General features: G+C 65.8%; 16 protein-coding genes. 14 read left to right on the top strand and 2 right to left on the bottom strand.

What is annotated here, in order from left to right; translation table 11 throughout:
- Positions 1 to 14 precede the first annotated feature (14 nt).
- Positions 15 to 302, bottom strand: a complete 288-nt coding sequence (gene gatC, locus WQQ_RS13620) for an Asp-tRNA(Asn)/Glu-tRNA(Gln) amidotransferase subunit GatC (protein ID WP_007185789.1) — start codon at positions 300 to 302, stop codon at positions 15 to 17.
- A gap of 196 nt (positions 303 to 498) precedes the next feature.
- On the opposite strand from gatC, the gene WQQ_RS13615 reads away from it, so the two are divergent.
- The 9 genes from WQQ_RS13615 (at position 499) to lipB (ending at position 10,432) form a co-directional block, all read left to right on the top strand.
- Positions 499 to 1,536, top strand: a complete 1,038-nt coding sequence (locus tag WQQ_RS13615) for a rod shape-determining protein (protein WP_007185788.1) — start codon at positions 499 to 501, stop codon at positions 1,534 to 1,536.
- Between the two features lie 195 nt (positions 1,537 to 1,731).
- A complete protein-coding gene (mreC, locus tag WQQ_RS13610; protein ID WP_007185787.1) occupies positions 1,732 to 2,844 on the top strand; it encodes a rod shape-determining protein MreC in 1,113 nt (370 codons plus the stop codon).
- A complete protein-coding gene (gene mreD, locus WQQ_RS13605; protein WP_007185786.1) occupies positions 2,844 to 3,338 on the top strand; it encodes a rod shape-determining protein MreD in 495 nt (164 codons plus the stop codon). The genes mreC and mreD overlap by 1 nt, the downstream gene beginning before the upstream one ends.
- A 68-nt stretch (positions 3,339 to 3,406) precedes the next feature.
- Entirely contained in the window at positions 3,407 to 5,428 is a 2,022-nt protein-coding gene (mrdA, locus tag WQQ_RS13600) for a penicillin-binding protein 2 (RefSeq protein WP_007185785.1), read from the top strand.
- On the top strand, positions 5,425 to 6,561 hold the full coding sequence (rodA, locus tag WQQ_RS13595) for a rod shape-determining protein RodA (RefSeq protein ID WP_007185783.1): 1,137 nt from the start codon (positions 5,425 to 5,427) through the stop codon (positions 6,559 to 6,561). The genes mrdA and rodA overlap by 4 nt, the downstream gene beginning before the upstream one ends.
- Positions 6,561 to 7,592, top strand: a complete 1,032-nt coding sequence (locus WQQ_RS13590; protein ID WP_007185782.1) for a lytic murein transglycosylase — start codon at positions 6,561 to 6,563, stop codon at positions 7,590 to 7,592. Before rodA ends, WQQ_RS13590 begins: the two co-directional genes overlap by 1 nt.
- On the top strand, positions 7,592 to 8,488 hold the full coding sequence (locus tag WQQ_RS13585) for a septal ring lytic transglycosylase RlpA family protein (protein WP_007185781.1): 897 nt from the start codon (positions 7,592 to 7,594) through the stop codon (positions 8,486 to 8,488). The genes WQQ_RS13590 and WQQ_RS13585 overlap by 1 nt, the downstream gene beginning before the upstream one ends.
- A gap of 119 nt (positions 8,489 to 8,607) precedes the next feature.
- Positions 8,608 to 9,762 carry a D-alanyl-D-alanine carboxypeptidase family protein gene (locus WQQ_RS13580; RefSeq protein ID WP_007185780.1) on the top strand — a complete coding sequence of 385 codons (1,155 nt, stop codon included), beginning with the start codon at positions 8,608 to 8,610 and terminating at the stop codon, positions 9,760 to 9,762.
- A 22-nt stretch (positions 9,763 to 9,784) separates the two neighbouring features.
- Positions 9,785 to 10,432 (top strand): lipoyl(octanoyl) transferase LipB, encoded by a 648-nt coding sequence (gene lipB / locus WQQ_RS13575; protein ID WP_040454461.1) that lies wholly within the window; start codon positions 9,785 to 9,787, stop codon positions 10,430 to 10,432.
- Between the two features lie 14 nt (positions 10,433 to 10,446).
- Here the strand turns inward: lipB and WQQ_RS13570 are convergent, their stop codons facing one another.
- The gene (locus tag WQQ_RS13570; protein ID WP_007185778.1) at positions 10,447 to 10,689 is read right to left on the bottom strand and encodes a hypothetical protein; all 243 of its coding nucleotides are present in this window, start codon (positions 10,687 to 10,689) and stop codon (positions 10,447 to 10,449) included.
- 110 nt (positions 10,690 to 10,799) lie between these two features.
- Between WQQ_RS13570 and WQQ_RS13565 the strand changes: the two genes are divergently transcribed.
- The 5 genes from WQQ_RS13565 (at position 10,800) to WQQ_RS13545 (ending at position 14,029) form a co-directional block, all read left to right on the top strand.
- Complete coding sequence (locus tag WQQ_RS13565) at positions 10,800 to 11,624, top strand: ABC transporter ATP-binding protein (protein WP_040454144.1); 825 nt, start codon at positions 10,800 to 10,802, stop codon at positions 11,622 to 11,624.
- Positions 11,621 to 12,388, top strand: a complete 768-nt coding sequence (gene mlaE, locus WQQ_RS13560) for a lipid asymmetry maintenance ABC transporter permease subunit MlaE (RefSeq protein ID WP_007185776.1) — start codon at positions 11,621 to 11,623, stop codon at positions 12,386 to 12,388. Before WQQ_RS13565 ends, mlaE begins: the two co-directional genes overlap by 4 nt.
- A 203-nt stretch (positions 12,389 to 12,591) precedes the next feature.
- Positions 12,592 to 13,134: an outer membrane lipid asymmetry maintenance protein MlaD gene (mlaD, locus tag WQQ_RS13555; protein ID WP_007185775.1), complete on the top strand. Its 543-nt coding sequence runs from the start codon at positions 12,592 to 12,594 to the stop codon at positions 13,132 to 13,134.
- A complete protein-coding gene (locus WQQ_RS13550) occupies positions 13,131 to 13,772 on the top strand; it encodes an MlaC/ttg2D family ABC transporter substrate-binding protein (RefSeq protein ID WP_007185774.1) in 642 nt (213 codons plus the stop codon). Before mlaD ends, WQQ_RS13550 begins: the two co-directional genes overlap by 4 nt.
- Positions 13,772 to 14,029, top strand: a complete 258-nt coding sequence (locus WQQ_RS13545) for an STAS domain-containing protein (protein WP_007185773.1) — start codon at positions 13,772 to 13,774, stop codon at positions 14,027 to 14,029. The genes WQQ_RS13550 and WQQ_RS13545 overlap by 1 nt, the downstream gene beginning before the upstream one ends.
- Positions 14,030 to 14,041: the final 12 nt, after the last annotated feature.

Genomic DNA, 14,041 nt, shown 5'->3' with positions numbered 1-14,041 from the left:
GACGCCTCACGGAATTACTCGATGACCTTGGGAACGAGGTAGAGCCCGTTCTCGGTAGCCGGGGCGATAGCCTGGAACTGCTCGCGCAGGTTCGGTGCGGTGACCACGTCCGGACGCAGGCGCTGATGCATGTCGAGCGGATGCGCCATCGGCGGGACCTGCGAGGCGTCGACCTTCGAAAGCTGATCGACCAGCGCCATGATGTTCGATAGCTGCTGCGCGTAAGCCTCGGTCTGTCCGGGCTTGAGTTCCAGGCGCGCGAGATGCGCGACCTGACGGATTTGATCTGCACTGAGGCTCATCGTTGGGGATCTGGTTTCCGTGGTATAAATTTCAACTTCGTTTATAGTGCTGCGCTCGTCGCAATCTTACTTGATCGGATCGTCGATCACCTGATCGCTTCCGGCCGTTCCAATAAGCAAGGATGCTTGGGCCCTGCCCCGCTGCAGGCCCCTGATCACCGATTCCAACGTTCTTCCAAACAAGCCGACCCTGCCGATGTTCGACGCCGTCCGCCGCCTATTCGTCAACGACCTCTCCATCGATCTCGGTACGGCCAATACCCTGGTCTACGTTCGCGACGAAGGCATCGTGCTCAACGAGCCTTCGGTCGTCGCCATTCGCCTCGACGCTCGCGGAGCCAAGAAGATCGAGGCCGTCGGCATCGATGCAAAGAAGATGCTCGGTCGCACCCCGACCAACATCAGCACCATCCGCCCGCTGCGCGACGGCGTGATCGCCGACTACACCGTCACGGAGAAGATGCTGCAGCACTTCATCCGCAAGGTGCAGAAGGGCCGCATGATGCGGCCGATGACGCGCGTGGTGGTCTGCGTGCCTTACGGCTCGACACAGGTCGAGCGCCGCGCGATCCGTGAATCGGTCGAGAACGCGGGCGCTCGCAAGGTCTACGTGATCGAGGAGCCGATCGCCGCCGCGCTCGGCGCCGGCATCCCGATCGGCGACGCCCGCGGCTCGATGGTCGTCGACATCGGCGGCGGAACCTCGGAAGTCGCGGTCATCTCCCTCAACGGCATCGTCTACGCCGAATCCGTCCGCATCGGCGGCGACAAATTCGACGAGGCCATCGTTTCGTACGTGCGCCGCCAGTACAACATGCTGATCGGCGAATCGACCGCCGAGCGCATCAAGCAGGAAATCGGCACCGCCTTCCCGGGCCACGAAGTGCAGGAAATCGATGTCGTCGGCCGCCACCTGGCCGCTGGCGTGCCGCGTAACTTCACGATGAACTCCAACGAGATCCTCGACGCCCTGCAGGAGCCGCTGGCCGGCATCGTCAAGGCCGTGAAGCAGGCGCTCGAGCGCACGCCGCCGGAACTCGGCTCCGACGTCGCCGAGCGCGGCATCGTGCTGACCGGTGGTGGCGCCCTGCTGCGCGACCTCGACAAGCTGATCTCCGAGGAAACCGGCCTGCCCGTGATCATCGCCGACGATCCGCTGACCTGCGTGGCGCGTGGCGGCGGTATGGTGCTCGACATGCTCGATCGCCAGGGCGACTTCTACAACCTCGACTGATGCCCGCACGGATGTGATTTTGCTGTTGCGTTCGTTTTTTTATCTGCAAAATAATCACAAAACCGACGGTCTGCCGAACCGCTCGTCACATGAGAGGGTGGCCGATGGCAAAACCACGTTGCCATCGGCGGAAAGCTGCGACTATGCTGCGCGGCAGTTATTACTTGTTGTACAAAATTGCGGAAGGCGCGAGCTTTGAACACCCTGAGCGTCGACCATCGTGACCATCTGTTCCCTCGGGGACCGGGTCTGGGCCTGCGGGCCTTCGCTCTGCTGCTGATCTGCGGCGGCCTGATCTTCGCCGACTTCCGGACCGACCGCCTCGAATCGACCCGCGAAACCCTGGCCTGGGCGCTCGCCCCGCTGCTCTGGGTCGCCTCGACACCCCAGCACCTGCAGGACGCCACGAGCTATTTCGACAGCCGCGAGCTGCTCGCCGAGGAAAACGCCCGGCTGCGCAACCGCCAGCTCGAACTCGAAGCCCAGCTGCAGAAGTTCGATGCGCTCGAGACCGAGAACCGCCGCATCCGCGAGCTGCTCGCCTCGGCCAAGGCGTTGCAGGAATCGGTGCTGATCACCGAGATCATCGCGGCCAACCAAGACCCGTATGCACACCAGATCACGCTCAACAAGGGTGCGCGCGACCGCGTCTACCGCGGGCAGGCGCTGGTCGATGCGAGCGGCGTCATGGGGCAGATCGTGCAGGTCAACCCCACCACGTCCGTGGGCCTGCTGATCACCGATCCGGACCATGGCATTCCGGTGGAGAACAATCGCACCGGGCTGCAGACCATCGCGGTCGGCGTCGGCGACGGCCAGGCGCTGCGGCTGCCGTTTCTGCCCGGCAACGCGGACATCCAGAAGGGCGATCTGCTGGTGTCGTCGGCGCTCGGCGGTCGCTTCCCGGCCGGCTATCCGGTGGCGCGCGTCTACGAGGTCAAGCACAACCCGGGCGAACATTTCAAAGAGGCGCTCGCCTACCCGACCGCCAAGCTCAACCAGGGCCGGCAGGCATTGCTGGTCTGGAGCGAGAACCGCGAAACCGACGGCGAAACGCTCGTCACGCTGCCCGACGCCGGCAAGCCCGAGCCGATCGCGCGCGAAAGCATCGAACCGGTGCACGTCAGGCCGGCACCGGCAAAACCCGAAGCCGCCCCCTCCGTCGCGCCTCAGCCTCAATCGCCGGCCCCGGGGGCGACCAGCCCCGCAGCTCCGGCGACCGCGGCACCGGGCAAGCCCACACCCGCAGCGACGCCTCCTGCACCTGCGCAACAGGACACTAAGAAACCGGCGGCGAATCCGCGCTGATGAGCAGCCGTACCGCTCCCCATCTGGGCTTTTGGGTCAGCCTGCTGCTGGCCCTGATGCTGCAACTGGTCGGCCTGCCCGAGAGCATCGCCCCGTTCCGTCCGCTGTGGATTCCGCTCGTGCTGTCGTACTGGGCGCTGTCGGAGCCGCGCGTGCCGGTGCTGCTCGCCGCGTTCCTGTTCGGCATCGTGCTCGACGTGCTGCTCAACGCGGTGTTCGGCCAGCATGCGCTCGGATTCGTGCTGCTGACCTATCTGGTCATCAAGCTGCGTGGCCTGTTCGCCATGTTCCCGCTCTGGCAATCGACGGTCGGGCTGATTCCGCTGTGGGCGCTCTACGCCTTCCTGATGTTCTGGATCGACGGCGTCGCCCATCACCGCTCCGACCCGTGGCTGCGCTGGATGCCGGTGATCGCCACCACCATGTTCTGGCCGCTGATCTACGCGCTGATCGACAGCTACGTGCGTCGTCGCAACCGGCGCCAGGAAGAATGAACCCCGAGGGGTTCGACACGGTCGATGCAGGCATCGTCTAAGCCATCGTCGGTGACGGCACGGGACACATGAGTCGTCACGACAAGATCAAGGATCTCTACCGCGAGAAGCAGACCTTCGGCGCGCGCACGCTGGTGGCGGCCATCGCCTGCCTTGCGATGGCCGCGCTGCTGCTGTTCCGCCTGTTCAACCTGCAGGTGCTGCAACAGGACTACTACGCCACGCGCGCCGACCAGAACCGCATGCGGCTGTCGGCGGTGGCGCCGGTGCGCGGGCTGATCTACGACCGCAACGGCGCGGTGCTCGCGCAGAACACGCCGGCCTTTGTGCTCGAGATCGTGCCCGAGCAGATCACCGGCAAGCTCGACGACACGCTCAAGCGCCTGTCCAAGCTCGTGCACCTGGACGACACCGAAATCGCCCGCTTCAAGGATCGCGTGCGCAAGTCGCCGCGCTACCGGGGCGTGCCGCTGCGCACCAATCTTTCGCTGGAAGAAGTCGCCCGCTTCGAGGTCAATCGCTACGACTTCGACGGCGTCGACGTCACCGCCGGCCTCACGCGCAGCTATCCGTTGGCCGGCACCGCCGCGCACGTGGTCGGCTACGTCGGCGGCATCACCGAAGACGAATACAAGGGCGTCGCCGAAGCCTCGTACCGCGGGCTGTCGCAGATCGGCAAGGTCGGCATCGAGAAGTCGCACGAGAACGAGCTGCGCGGCGAGCCGGGCGCCAAGGTCATCGAGGCCAACGCCTATGGCCGGCCGCTGCGCGAGCTCGATTACCAGCAGGGCACGCCGGGCCGCAACCTGGTGCTGTCGCTCGACGCCAAGGTGCAGCTGGTCGCCGAAACCGCGCTCGGCGACTACAACGGCGCGGTGATCGCGATCGATCCGCGCAACGGCGAGGTCATCGCCATGGTGTCCAAGCCGGGCTTCAATCCGCACCTGTTCGGCGAAGGCATCGACGCCAAGACCTACAAGGCGCTGCTGGCCGACCCGGCGCGGCCGCTCTACAACCGGGCGCTGCAGGGCACCTATCCGCCGGGTTCGACGATCAAGCCGTTCATGGCGCTGGCCGGGCTCGAATACGACGTCGTCGACGCCCATCACCATGAGTTCTGCGGCGGCCAGATGTCGCTGCCGAATTCCTCGCGCAAGTACCGCTGCTGGCGCCGCTCGGGCCACGGCTCGCTCGACATGGCCGGCGCGGTCGCGCGCTCCTGCGACATCTACTTCTACAACGTCGCGATCAACCTCGGCATCGATCGCATCCACAGCTTCCTCGACCAGTTCGGGCTCGGCCGTTCGACCGAGATCGACCTGCCGCTCGAAAAAGGCGGCCTGCTGCCCTCGCGCGAGTGGAAGCAGCGGGTGCGCAAGGAGGGCTGGTATCCGGGCGAGACGCTCAACGTCGGCATCGGCCAGGGCTACATGAGCGTGACGCCGATGCAGCTCGCCCAGATCACCGCGCGCATGGCGATGCGCGGCGGCGGCTTCAGGCCGCATCTGGTGCGCGGAATCCAGGACCCGATCACGCTCGAAACCCGCGAGATCGCGCCCGAACCGCTCGACCCGATCCTCAACAAGCACAAGGCCGACTGGGAAACCGTGGTCTATGCGATGCAGCAGGTCACGCAGACCCAGGGCGGAACCGGCTTCTCGGTGTTCAAGGACGCCCCGTACACGGTGGCCGGCAAGTCCGGCTCGGCCCAGGTCGCCGGCCTCAAGCAGGACGAAAAAGTGGCCCCGACACAGGAATCGCTGCCGCTGCACCTGCGCGACCACGCCCTGTTCATCGCCTTCGCGCCGGCCGACAACCCGCAGATCGCGGTGGGCCTGATCGCCGAGCATGGCGGCCACGGGGCTTCGGTGGCCGGCCCGGTGGCACGGCAGATCATGGATCAGTACCTGCTCGGCGAAATCCGCTATCGTCCTCCGGGCTCCGCGGCGGGCACGCCGACGCCGGCGGTCGCCGCACCGCCGCTGCCTCCGGGCAGCGCGCCGTCGAATCCGGATGGCGAGGAGGAGGACGACATCGTCCCTCCGGCTCCCGCCGCCCCCGCATCCGGCGCCAACCCGACCGTCCAATGAACCCTCTTCTGCAACCGCTGACCTCGTCGCGTCCGCCGCAGCCCGGGCTGTCGGAATGGTTCGGCCGCCTGCACATCGACCTCTGGCTGATGACCTTGCTGTTTGTCACCTCGATGGTCGGGCTGGTGGTGCTGTATTCGGCCTCGGGACATTCGATGCCGCAGGTCGTCAACCAGGCCGAGCGCCTGCTGCTCGGCATGGGCGTGATGGCGATCGCGGCCCAGGCGACGCCCGAGATGTACCGCGCGATGGCGCCGTGGTTCTACGGCTTCTCGGCTCTGCTGCTGGTATTGACGCTGCTGCTCGGCGACCACGCCAAGGGCGCCCAGCGCTGGCTCGATTTCGGCTTCATCCGCTTCCAGCCGGCCGAGTTCATGAAGCTCGCGATGCCGCTCGCGGTGGCGAGCTTCCTGCACGGCCAGCCGCTGCCGCCGAGCGTCAAGACCATTGCGCTGACGCTGATCATGATCGGCGCTCCGACCGGGCTGGTCGCGGTGCAGCCCGACCTCGGCACCAGCATGCTGATCCTCGCGGCCGGTGGCTTCGCGCTGTTCTTCGGCGGCCTGGGCTATCGCTGGATCCTCGGCGCGATCGGCGCGATCGCCGCCGCGGCCCCGGTGCTGTGGACACGCCTGCACGACTACCAGCGCCAGCGCGTGCTGACCTTCCTGGACCCGGAATCCGATCCGCTCGGCACCGGCTACCACATCACCCAGAGCAAGATCGCGATCGGCTCGGGCGGGCTGTTCGGCAAGGGCTGGCTCAACGGCACCCAGGCCAAGCTCGACTTTCTGCCCGAATCGCACACCGACTTCATCTTCGCGGTGTACTCCGAAGAACTCGGGCTGATGGGCGTGATGTTCCTGCTCGGGCTGTACCTGGCCATCGTCGGCCGCGGGCTCTACATCGCGTTCCGCGCCCAGGACACCTTCCAGAGATTACTCGCCGGGGCGCTGTCGCTGACCTTCTTCGTCTACGTCTTCATCAACATGGGCATGGTCATCGGCCTGCTGCCCGTGGTGGGCGTTCCGCTGCCACTGGTGAGCTACGGCGGCACCTCGATGGTGAGCATGCTGGCCGGCTTCGGTATGCTCATGTCCATACAAACCCATCGGAAACTGCTCGCCAGCTGATGCGCAAAGGACTGCGTCGCCTCACTTTTTTCGTCGGCCTGACGATCGCCACAGGCGCATCGGCGGACTATTCCCGACATCCGCAGGCGGCGAACCTGCTCAAGGTGCTGTCGACCCAGTACGGATTTTCGGCGGCCGAACTCGCGCAGGTGCAGCAGGCGCTGGTCAGCGCGCAGACGATTCCGTCGCTGATCGAAGCCGAGCAGAAAGCACCCGAGCGCACCGAAACCTGGAGCACCTATTCGACCAAGCGCGTCGATGCCCTGCGCATCAAGCGCGGCGCCCAGTTCATGCTCGACAACCGCGAGCTGCTCGCGCGCGCCGAGATGGAATACGGGGTTCCGCCCGGCGTGATCGCCGGCGTGCTCGGGCTCGAAACCAATTTCGGGCGCATCACCGGCGGCGCCCGGGTGCTCGATGCGCTGGCCACGCAAGGCTTCGATCATCCCACACGCAGCGCCTTCTTCTTCAGCGAGCTGACCGAGTACTTCGTGTTCTGCCGCGATTTCGGCTTCGCGCCCGAGTCGCTCAAGGGCTCGTACGCCGGGGCGATGGGCTGGGCGCAGTTCATGCCGAGCAACTACCGCAAGCTCGCGGTCGATTTCGACGGTGACGGCAAGCGCGATCTGTGGAGCGTGGCCGATGCGATCGGCAGCATCGCGCGCTACTTCAACGACTACCGCCCGCAGCTGGCCTGGCGTCGCGGCGAGCCGCTGATCGTTCCGGCCACCCTCAAGGGTCCGCTCGACGGGCGTATCGAGCGCAACGGCAAGAACGTCGCCTACCGGGTGCGCGACCTCCAGCAGGCCGGCGTGATCCCCGCGGTCAAGCTGCCGGCCGACATGGCCGTGGGCCTGCTCGAACTGCAGCTCGATCCGGCCGGCTCGCCGAACAAGGAATACTGGATCGCGCTGCCGAACTTCTACTCGGTGATGACCTACAACCCGCGCGTGTTCTACGCCATGACCGTGAGCCAGCTGGCGAGCGCGATGACGGCCGAGGCCGCGCGGCTCGATCAGCAGAGTCCCTGATGCCGCCTGCCGCCTTTTCACGCACCCTGCGAAACCTGTCGCTGCTGCTGAGTGTGCTGGCCCTCGGCGCCTGCGCTCCGGGCCCGACGCGCCAGACCACGCGCCCCGCCCCGACCAAATCGCGCGTGGTTCCGGCCGAGCCGGCGAAGCCGCCGATCCTCGTCGACGGCCCGCCCGCCAAGGCCGACATTCCGCCGAACCTCGCCGAGCTGCCCGACGCGGTTCCGCAGCCCGAACCCAAGAGCCGTTACGGCAACCCCGAGAGCTACGAGGTCTTCGGCGAAACCTATCGCCCGCTCGATTCGGCGCGCGGCTTCCGCGAAATGGGCCTGGCCTCGTGGTATGGCCGCAAGTTCCAGGGTCGCAAGACCAGCAGCGGCGAGCCCTTCGACATGTTCAAGATGACGGCCGCGCACAAGACGCTGCCGCTGCCGACCTATGCGCGCGTCACCAACCTGACCAACGGCAAGAGCGTGGTCGTGCGCATCAACGATCGAGGGCCGTTCCACAAGGAGCGGGTGATCGACCTGTCCTACGCGGCCGCGACCAAGCTCGATCTGCTCGGCGGCCCGGCGATGGTCGAGCTCGAGGCCATCGTGCCCGGCGAGCCGCTGCCGCCGCCGGTCGGTACGCTCGAAGAGCTCGCGCAGCCGGCCACCGCCTCGGGCTCGAACTATCTGCAGGTCGGTGCCTATTCCGATCCGGTCAACGCGAATGCCTTGCTCAAGGAGATTCACAAGATCGGACTCAAGAACGCCGAAGTGCGCCAGGGTGTTTTCCAAGACCGGCCGATCCACCGCGTGATCGTCGGGCCGTTCGCCGACGAGCCCAGGCTCAAGGCCGCCAAGAGCAGGCTCGGAGCGGGCGGCTTCGCCTCGATCCCGGTTCACTACTGAGCCTTGCGTTAAAATTTCGAACCGCCGGCGACGCGCCGTCGCCGCACATCCGAGCGCTTGCAGGGTCCGTTGAAGCGGCCTGCGTCCAAGCGCCTTTCTCCCGCCACACGCCCGGATCAATGAAGAAATTTCTCCTCGCCGCCCTGCTGACCGCTCCGCTCTGCGCCCACGCGCAGCTCGACAAGATTCCCGAACCGCCGACCATCGACGCCAAGTCCTACGCGGTCATCGACTACGCGAGTGGCGACCTGCTAGCGGCCAGCGAGCCCGACGCGCGCGTCGAGCCGGCAAGCATCACCAAGGTCATGACGACCTACGTCGCCTTCGACGAGATCAAGAAGGGCCGGCTGCATTATGACGACGAGGCGCTGATCAGCGAGAAGGCCTGGAGACAGGGCAAGGATTCGTCCGAATCGCGCATGTTCCTCGACGTCGGCAGCCGCGTGAAGATCATCGACCTGCTGCGCGGCATCATCATCGCGAGCGGCAACGACGCGAGCATCGCGCTGTCCGAGCACATCGCCGGCAGCGAGTCGGCCTTCGCCGAACTGATGAACCAGTACGCCGCCAAGCTCGGCCTCAAGAACAGCCACTTCGTCGACGCCAGCGGCCTGCCCGACCCGGATCACTACACCACCGCGCGCGACCTCGCGCTGCTGGGCCGTGCGCTGATCCGCGACTTCCCCGAGGACTACAAGATCTACGCGGAGAAGGAGTTCAAGTACAAGATCGCCAAGCCGCAGCCGAACCGCAACGGCCTGCTGACCAAGGATCCGAGCGTCGACGGCATCAAGACCGGCCACACCAACGCTGCCGGTTACTGCCTGCTGTCCTCGGCCAACCGCAACGGCCGCCGCCTGATCGTCGCGGTGATGGGCGCCAAGACCTGGGCGTACCGCGAACAGGCCAGCCTCGAACTGCTCAACTACGGCTTCCGCTTCTTCGAAACCGCCACCCTGCTCGGCCCGAACAATCCGGTCAGCACGGTGACGGCCTACAAGGGCACGGAGGACAGCGTGCCGGTGGGAACCCTGCAGCCGATCTCGCTGAGCCTGCCGCGCGGGGCCAAGGAGCGCATCCAGATGCAGCCGCAGATCACCGCCCAGGCCATCGCCCCGATCGCGCCGGGCGCGGTCGTCGGCAGCATCGCCATCAGCCTCGACGGCAAGCTGATCCGCAGCGAGCCGCTGGTCGCGCTCAAGGCGGTGCCGGAAGGCGGGCTGTTCACGCGCCTGATCGATTCGATCCGTCTGTGGTGGGCGGGTGGTGGCTGAGATCGCCGGCAATGGTGACGAAATCCAGGCGCCGCTGATCCGGCGCCTGGACGGGCTCTCGGACTACGAGCGCACCGTGCAGGCGATGCGCGATTTCACCGAATCGCGCACATCCGAAACACCCGACGAACTCTGGGTGCTCGAACATCCGCCGGTGTTCACGCAGGGCCAGTCCGGCCGCGATGAACACCTGCTCGCTCCGGGCGAGATCCCGGTGGTCCGCAGCAATCGCGGCGGCCAGGCGACGTACCATGGGCCCGGACAGATCGTGGTCTACGTACTGGTCGACCTGCACCGCCTCGGTTACGGCGTGCGTTCGCTGGTCGAGCGCATCGAAAGCGCGGTGATCGCGACGCTCGCCCGCTACGGCATCGCGGCTTACGGCGATCCGGATGCGCGCGGGGTTTATGTCGACATCGACGGCGTTCGCTCCAAGATCGCCTCACTCGGCCTGCGCGTGAGCCGGGGGCGCAGCTATCACGGCCTGGCGCTCAATACCGACATGGACCTCGAGCCGTTCACGCGCATCGATCCCTGCGGATACAAAGGGCTACGCGTGACGCAAGTGCGCGAACTCGGCGGGCCTGGCATCGACCAGGTGCGTCGCGATCTGACCGACAGCCTGATCGCCGAACTCGCCACCACGCGGGCAGACGCAGAGCAAAGCTAAGTTGCCGCTCAGTTTTACGGCAGCATGATCGGCGCAATCGCGCTCGCCGGCAGCTTGCCCGCATCAAGGCTGTCGGCGCAGCGCGGCGGGTGCCCTGCGGACTGTGGACCGGCCGCCTGCACGTTGCGTGTGAGCTTGCAGGCCGGGGGTCGATCGGCCTTGGCGACTGCCTCATTGCGCGGTCTGGACGTGCAGGCGGCCAGGCTCAGCGAGGTCAGGCAAACGCCAACTGCCGCAAAGCGTATGGCGGGATCCATGGAGCGTTTCTCACGTGAAAGCGGTAATCAACCTACAATACGCCGCTTAACGGGCCAGCGTGACCGACCAGTGACCGCGAACGCCCACGGCCTCGAAACCTAAGAACGCGATGAACTCGACTACAGCTCCAACCGATGTGCTGGTGCGTTGCCGTGGCGTGCACTTCAAGCAAGGAAGCCGCGCGATCTATCAGGGGATCGACGTCGACATCGCGCGCGGCAAGGTCACCGCCATTCTCGGTCCTTCGGGCACCGGCAAGACCACGCTGCTGCGCCTGATCGGCGGCCAGTGGCGCCCGAGCGCCGGCACCGTCGAATTCGACGGCACCGACGTGCACAAGCTCGGCCGCCGCGATCTCTACACGCTGCGCAAGCGCATGGGCCTGCTGTTCCAGAACGGCGCGCTGCTGACCGATCTGACCGTGTTCGAGAACGTGGCCTATCCGCTGCAGGAACACACCCAGCTGCCGGCCTCGATGATTCGCGACCTGGTGCTCATGAAGCTGCAGGCCGTCGGCCTGCGCGGAGCGCGCGACCTGTATCCGGACCAGCTCTCGGGTGGCATGTCACGCCGCGCCGCGCTCGCGCGCGCCATCGCGCTCGATCCCGACATGGTCATGTACGACGAGCCGTTCACGGGGCAAGACCCGATCAGCATGGGCGTGCTGATTCGCCTGATCCGCACGCTCAACCAGTCGCTGGGGCTGACCTCCGTGGTGGTCTCGCACGACATCAACGAGGTGCTCTCGATCGCCGATTACGCCTACGTGGTATCGGGCGGCAAGGTGCTCGGCCAGGGCACGCCGGACCAGATCCGCGCTTCGGATTCGGCCTTCGTGCAGCAGTTCCTCAAGGGCGAGCCCGATGGGCCGATCGCGTTCCAGTACAAGGCCGCGGCGACCTATGCCGACGATCTGCTCGGAGGCCGTCGATGAGCAAGCTGTTCCAGGTCATCTCCGAGTTCTTCGCCGGGCTCGGGCGCTCGATGTTCTTCCTGTCGTCGGTGCTGGCCTCGCTGCCGAAGTCGCTGCTCAAGCCCGGCCTGATCACGCGCCAGCTCTACATGCTCGGCGTGCTCTCGCTGATCATCATCGTGATCTCGGGCGTGTTCATCGGCATGGTGCTGGCGCTGCAGGGCTATCGCACGCTGTCGCGCTTCGGCGCCTCGGAATCGCTCGGTGTGTTCGTCGCGCTGGTGGTGATCCGCGAGCTCGGCCCGGTGGTGACGGCCTTGCTGTTCGCGGGCCGCGCGGGCTCCTCGCTGGCGGCCGAACTCGGCCTCATGCGCGCCACCGACCAGCTGTCGGCGATGGAGATGATGGCGATCGACCCGATCGAGCGCATCGTCGCCCCGCGCTTTCTGGCCGGGCTCATCGCGCTGCCATTGCTGACGATGATCTTCGAAGTCATGGCGATCGGCGTCGCCGGCGGCCATGCGATCGGCGTCGAGCTGCTGGGCGTCGATGCGGGCAGCTACTGGTCGGCGATCCGCGGCTCGGTCGAGACCAAGGACATCTGGCAGAGCCTGCTCAAGACCGTGGTGTTCGGCTTCACGGTGAGCTGGATCGCGGTCTATCAGGGCTACACGGCTACGCCGAACGCCGAAGGCGTTTCGCGGGCCACGACTTCGACGGTGGTGGTGTCTTCGCTGGCCATCCTGGCGTTGAACTTCATCCTCACCGCATTCATGTTCAAGTGATTCGGCGCGCTCATGGTGAACTTTCAGACACCCAAGCGTTCGCAAGCTCGCCGAACCGATGACCCAGCCGTACTCAGCGCTCCGGGGGCGGCGTTCCACCCCATTTCGCAAGGTACCCTCTCAACATACGCGGCCGGTACGTTCAGCAAGACGCCGGCCGCTTCAATAACAAAATCCGCACTGGCGTAGCGAAGGAAAGCTTCATGCAATCAAGAGCTCTCGAAATCGTGGTTGGTTTCTTCGTCTGCCTCGGCGTGGCGGCCGTGTTCGTCATGACCTTTCGCGTCGCCAGCCTGGACAGCGTCGGCAATGGCGATGCGGTCTACCGGGTCACCGCGACCTTCGACAACATCGGAGGCCTGAAGCCGGGCGCCGCGGCGACCATGGCAGGGGTGAAGATCGGCCGGGTTCGCGAGATCAAGATCAATCCGCAGACGTTCCAGGCCGACGTCGCCATCGATATTTCGCAGACCTACAACAACCTTCCAGAAGATTCGAACGTCAAGATCCTGACCGCCGGTTTGCTAGGCGAGCAGTACCTCGGCTTCGAGCCCGGTGGTTCCGAAGACGTGCTCAAGCAGGGCAGCAAGATTCAGCTGACGCAGAGCGCACTGGTGCTAGAAAACCTGATCGGGCAGTTCCTGGCCAACCAGGCCGGCCCCAAGGACGACAAGCTCGCGGATGCCATCGGCAAACTCGCGGATTCCATCAAGCCGGGTGCCGCGCCCGCAGGAGCCAAACCATGAAGCCGCTGTTCGCACGATTGTCCCTACTGTTTTCGGCCGCCTCGATCGCGGTGGCCGCCGTTGCTGCGCCGACCGCTCCGGACGAGGTCATCAAGTCCGCGCAAGGTTCCTTGCAGACCGACATTTCGGAAAACAAGGCCAAGTACCAGACCGACAAGCCCGCCTTCTACCAGATGGTGGATTCGCGCGTGACGCAGTACTTCGACACCAAGTACATTGCCCAAACCATCCTCGCGCAGAATTACCGCACCGCCACGCCCGACCAGCGCACGCGCTTCGAAAGCGCGTTCAAGAAGATGCTGATCAATTCCTATGCCGATGCGCTGCTGCAGTACGCGGACAGCGTGAAGGCCGAGGTCCAGCCGGCCAAGATCGCCGACGGTTCCGACCGCGCCACCGTCAATACCAAGCTGATCCGTCCGGACGCGCCGCCGGTCGCGGTGGCCTTCGACATGCGCCAGAAGCCGGTCGGCGCCGACTGGAAGGTCGTCGACATCAAGGTCGAGAATATTTCGCTGGTCACCAGTTTTCGTAGCCAGGTGGCCGCGCAGATCAAGGCTTCGAGCCTCGATGCGGTGATCCAGAAGCTCGAATCCGGCCAGCAGGTCGTCGCCCCTCCGGCCGAGGCCAAGCCCTGATGTCGACCGCAGTCATCGAAGGCGAACTGAGCCTGGGCTCGATGTCTTTGCAGCTCGGCAATCTGCCCAAGCTGCAGGGCACTCGCATCGACATGAGCCGTTGTCCGCGCATCGACAGCGCGGGCGCGGCTTTTTTGCTGGAGCTCGCACGCCGCAACACCCAGGGCGCGCAGAAGCTCGAGATCGTCAACGCCAACGAACAAGCGCGCGGCCTGCTGCGCTTCTTCGAGCTCGACGAGGTTTTCGCGATCGTCTGACCGCGACGCTGG

The organism is Hydrocarboniphaga effusa AP103 (assembly GCF_000271305.1).
Taxonomy (GTDB): Bacteria; Pseudomonadota; Gammaproteobacteria; order Nevskiales; family Nevskiaceae; genus Hydrocarboniphaga; species Hydrocarboniphaga effusa.
Note: the sequence above shows the minus strand (reverse complement) of the source record. Positions and strands in the feature narration are given on the sequence as shown.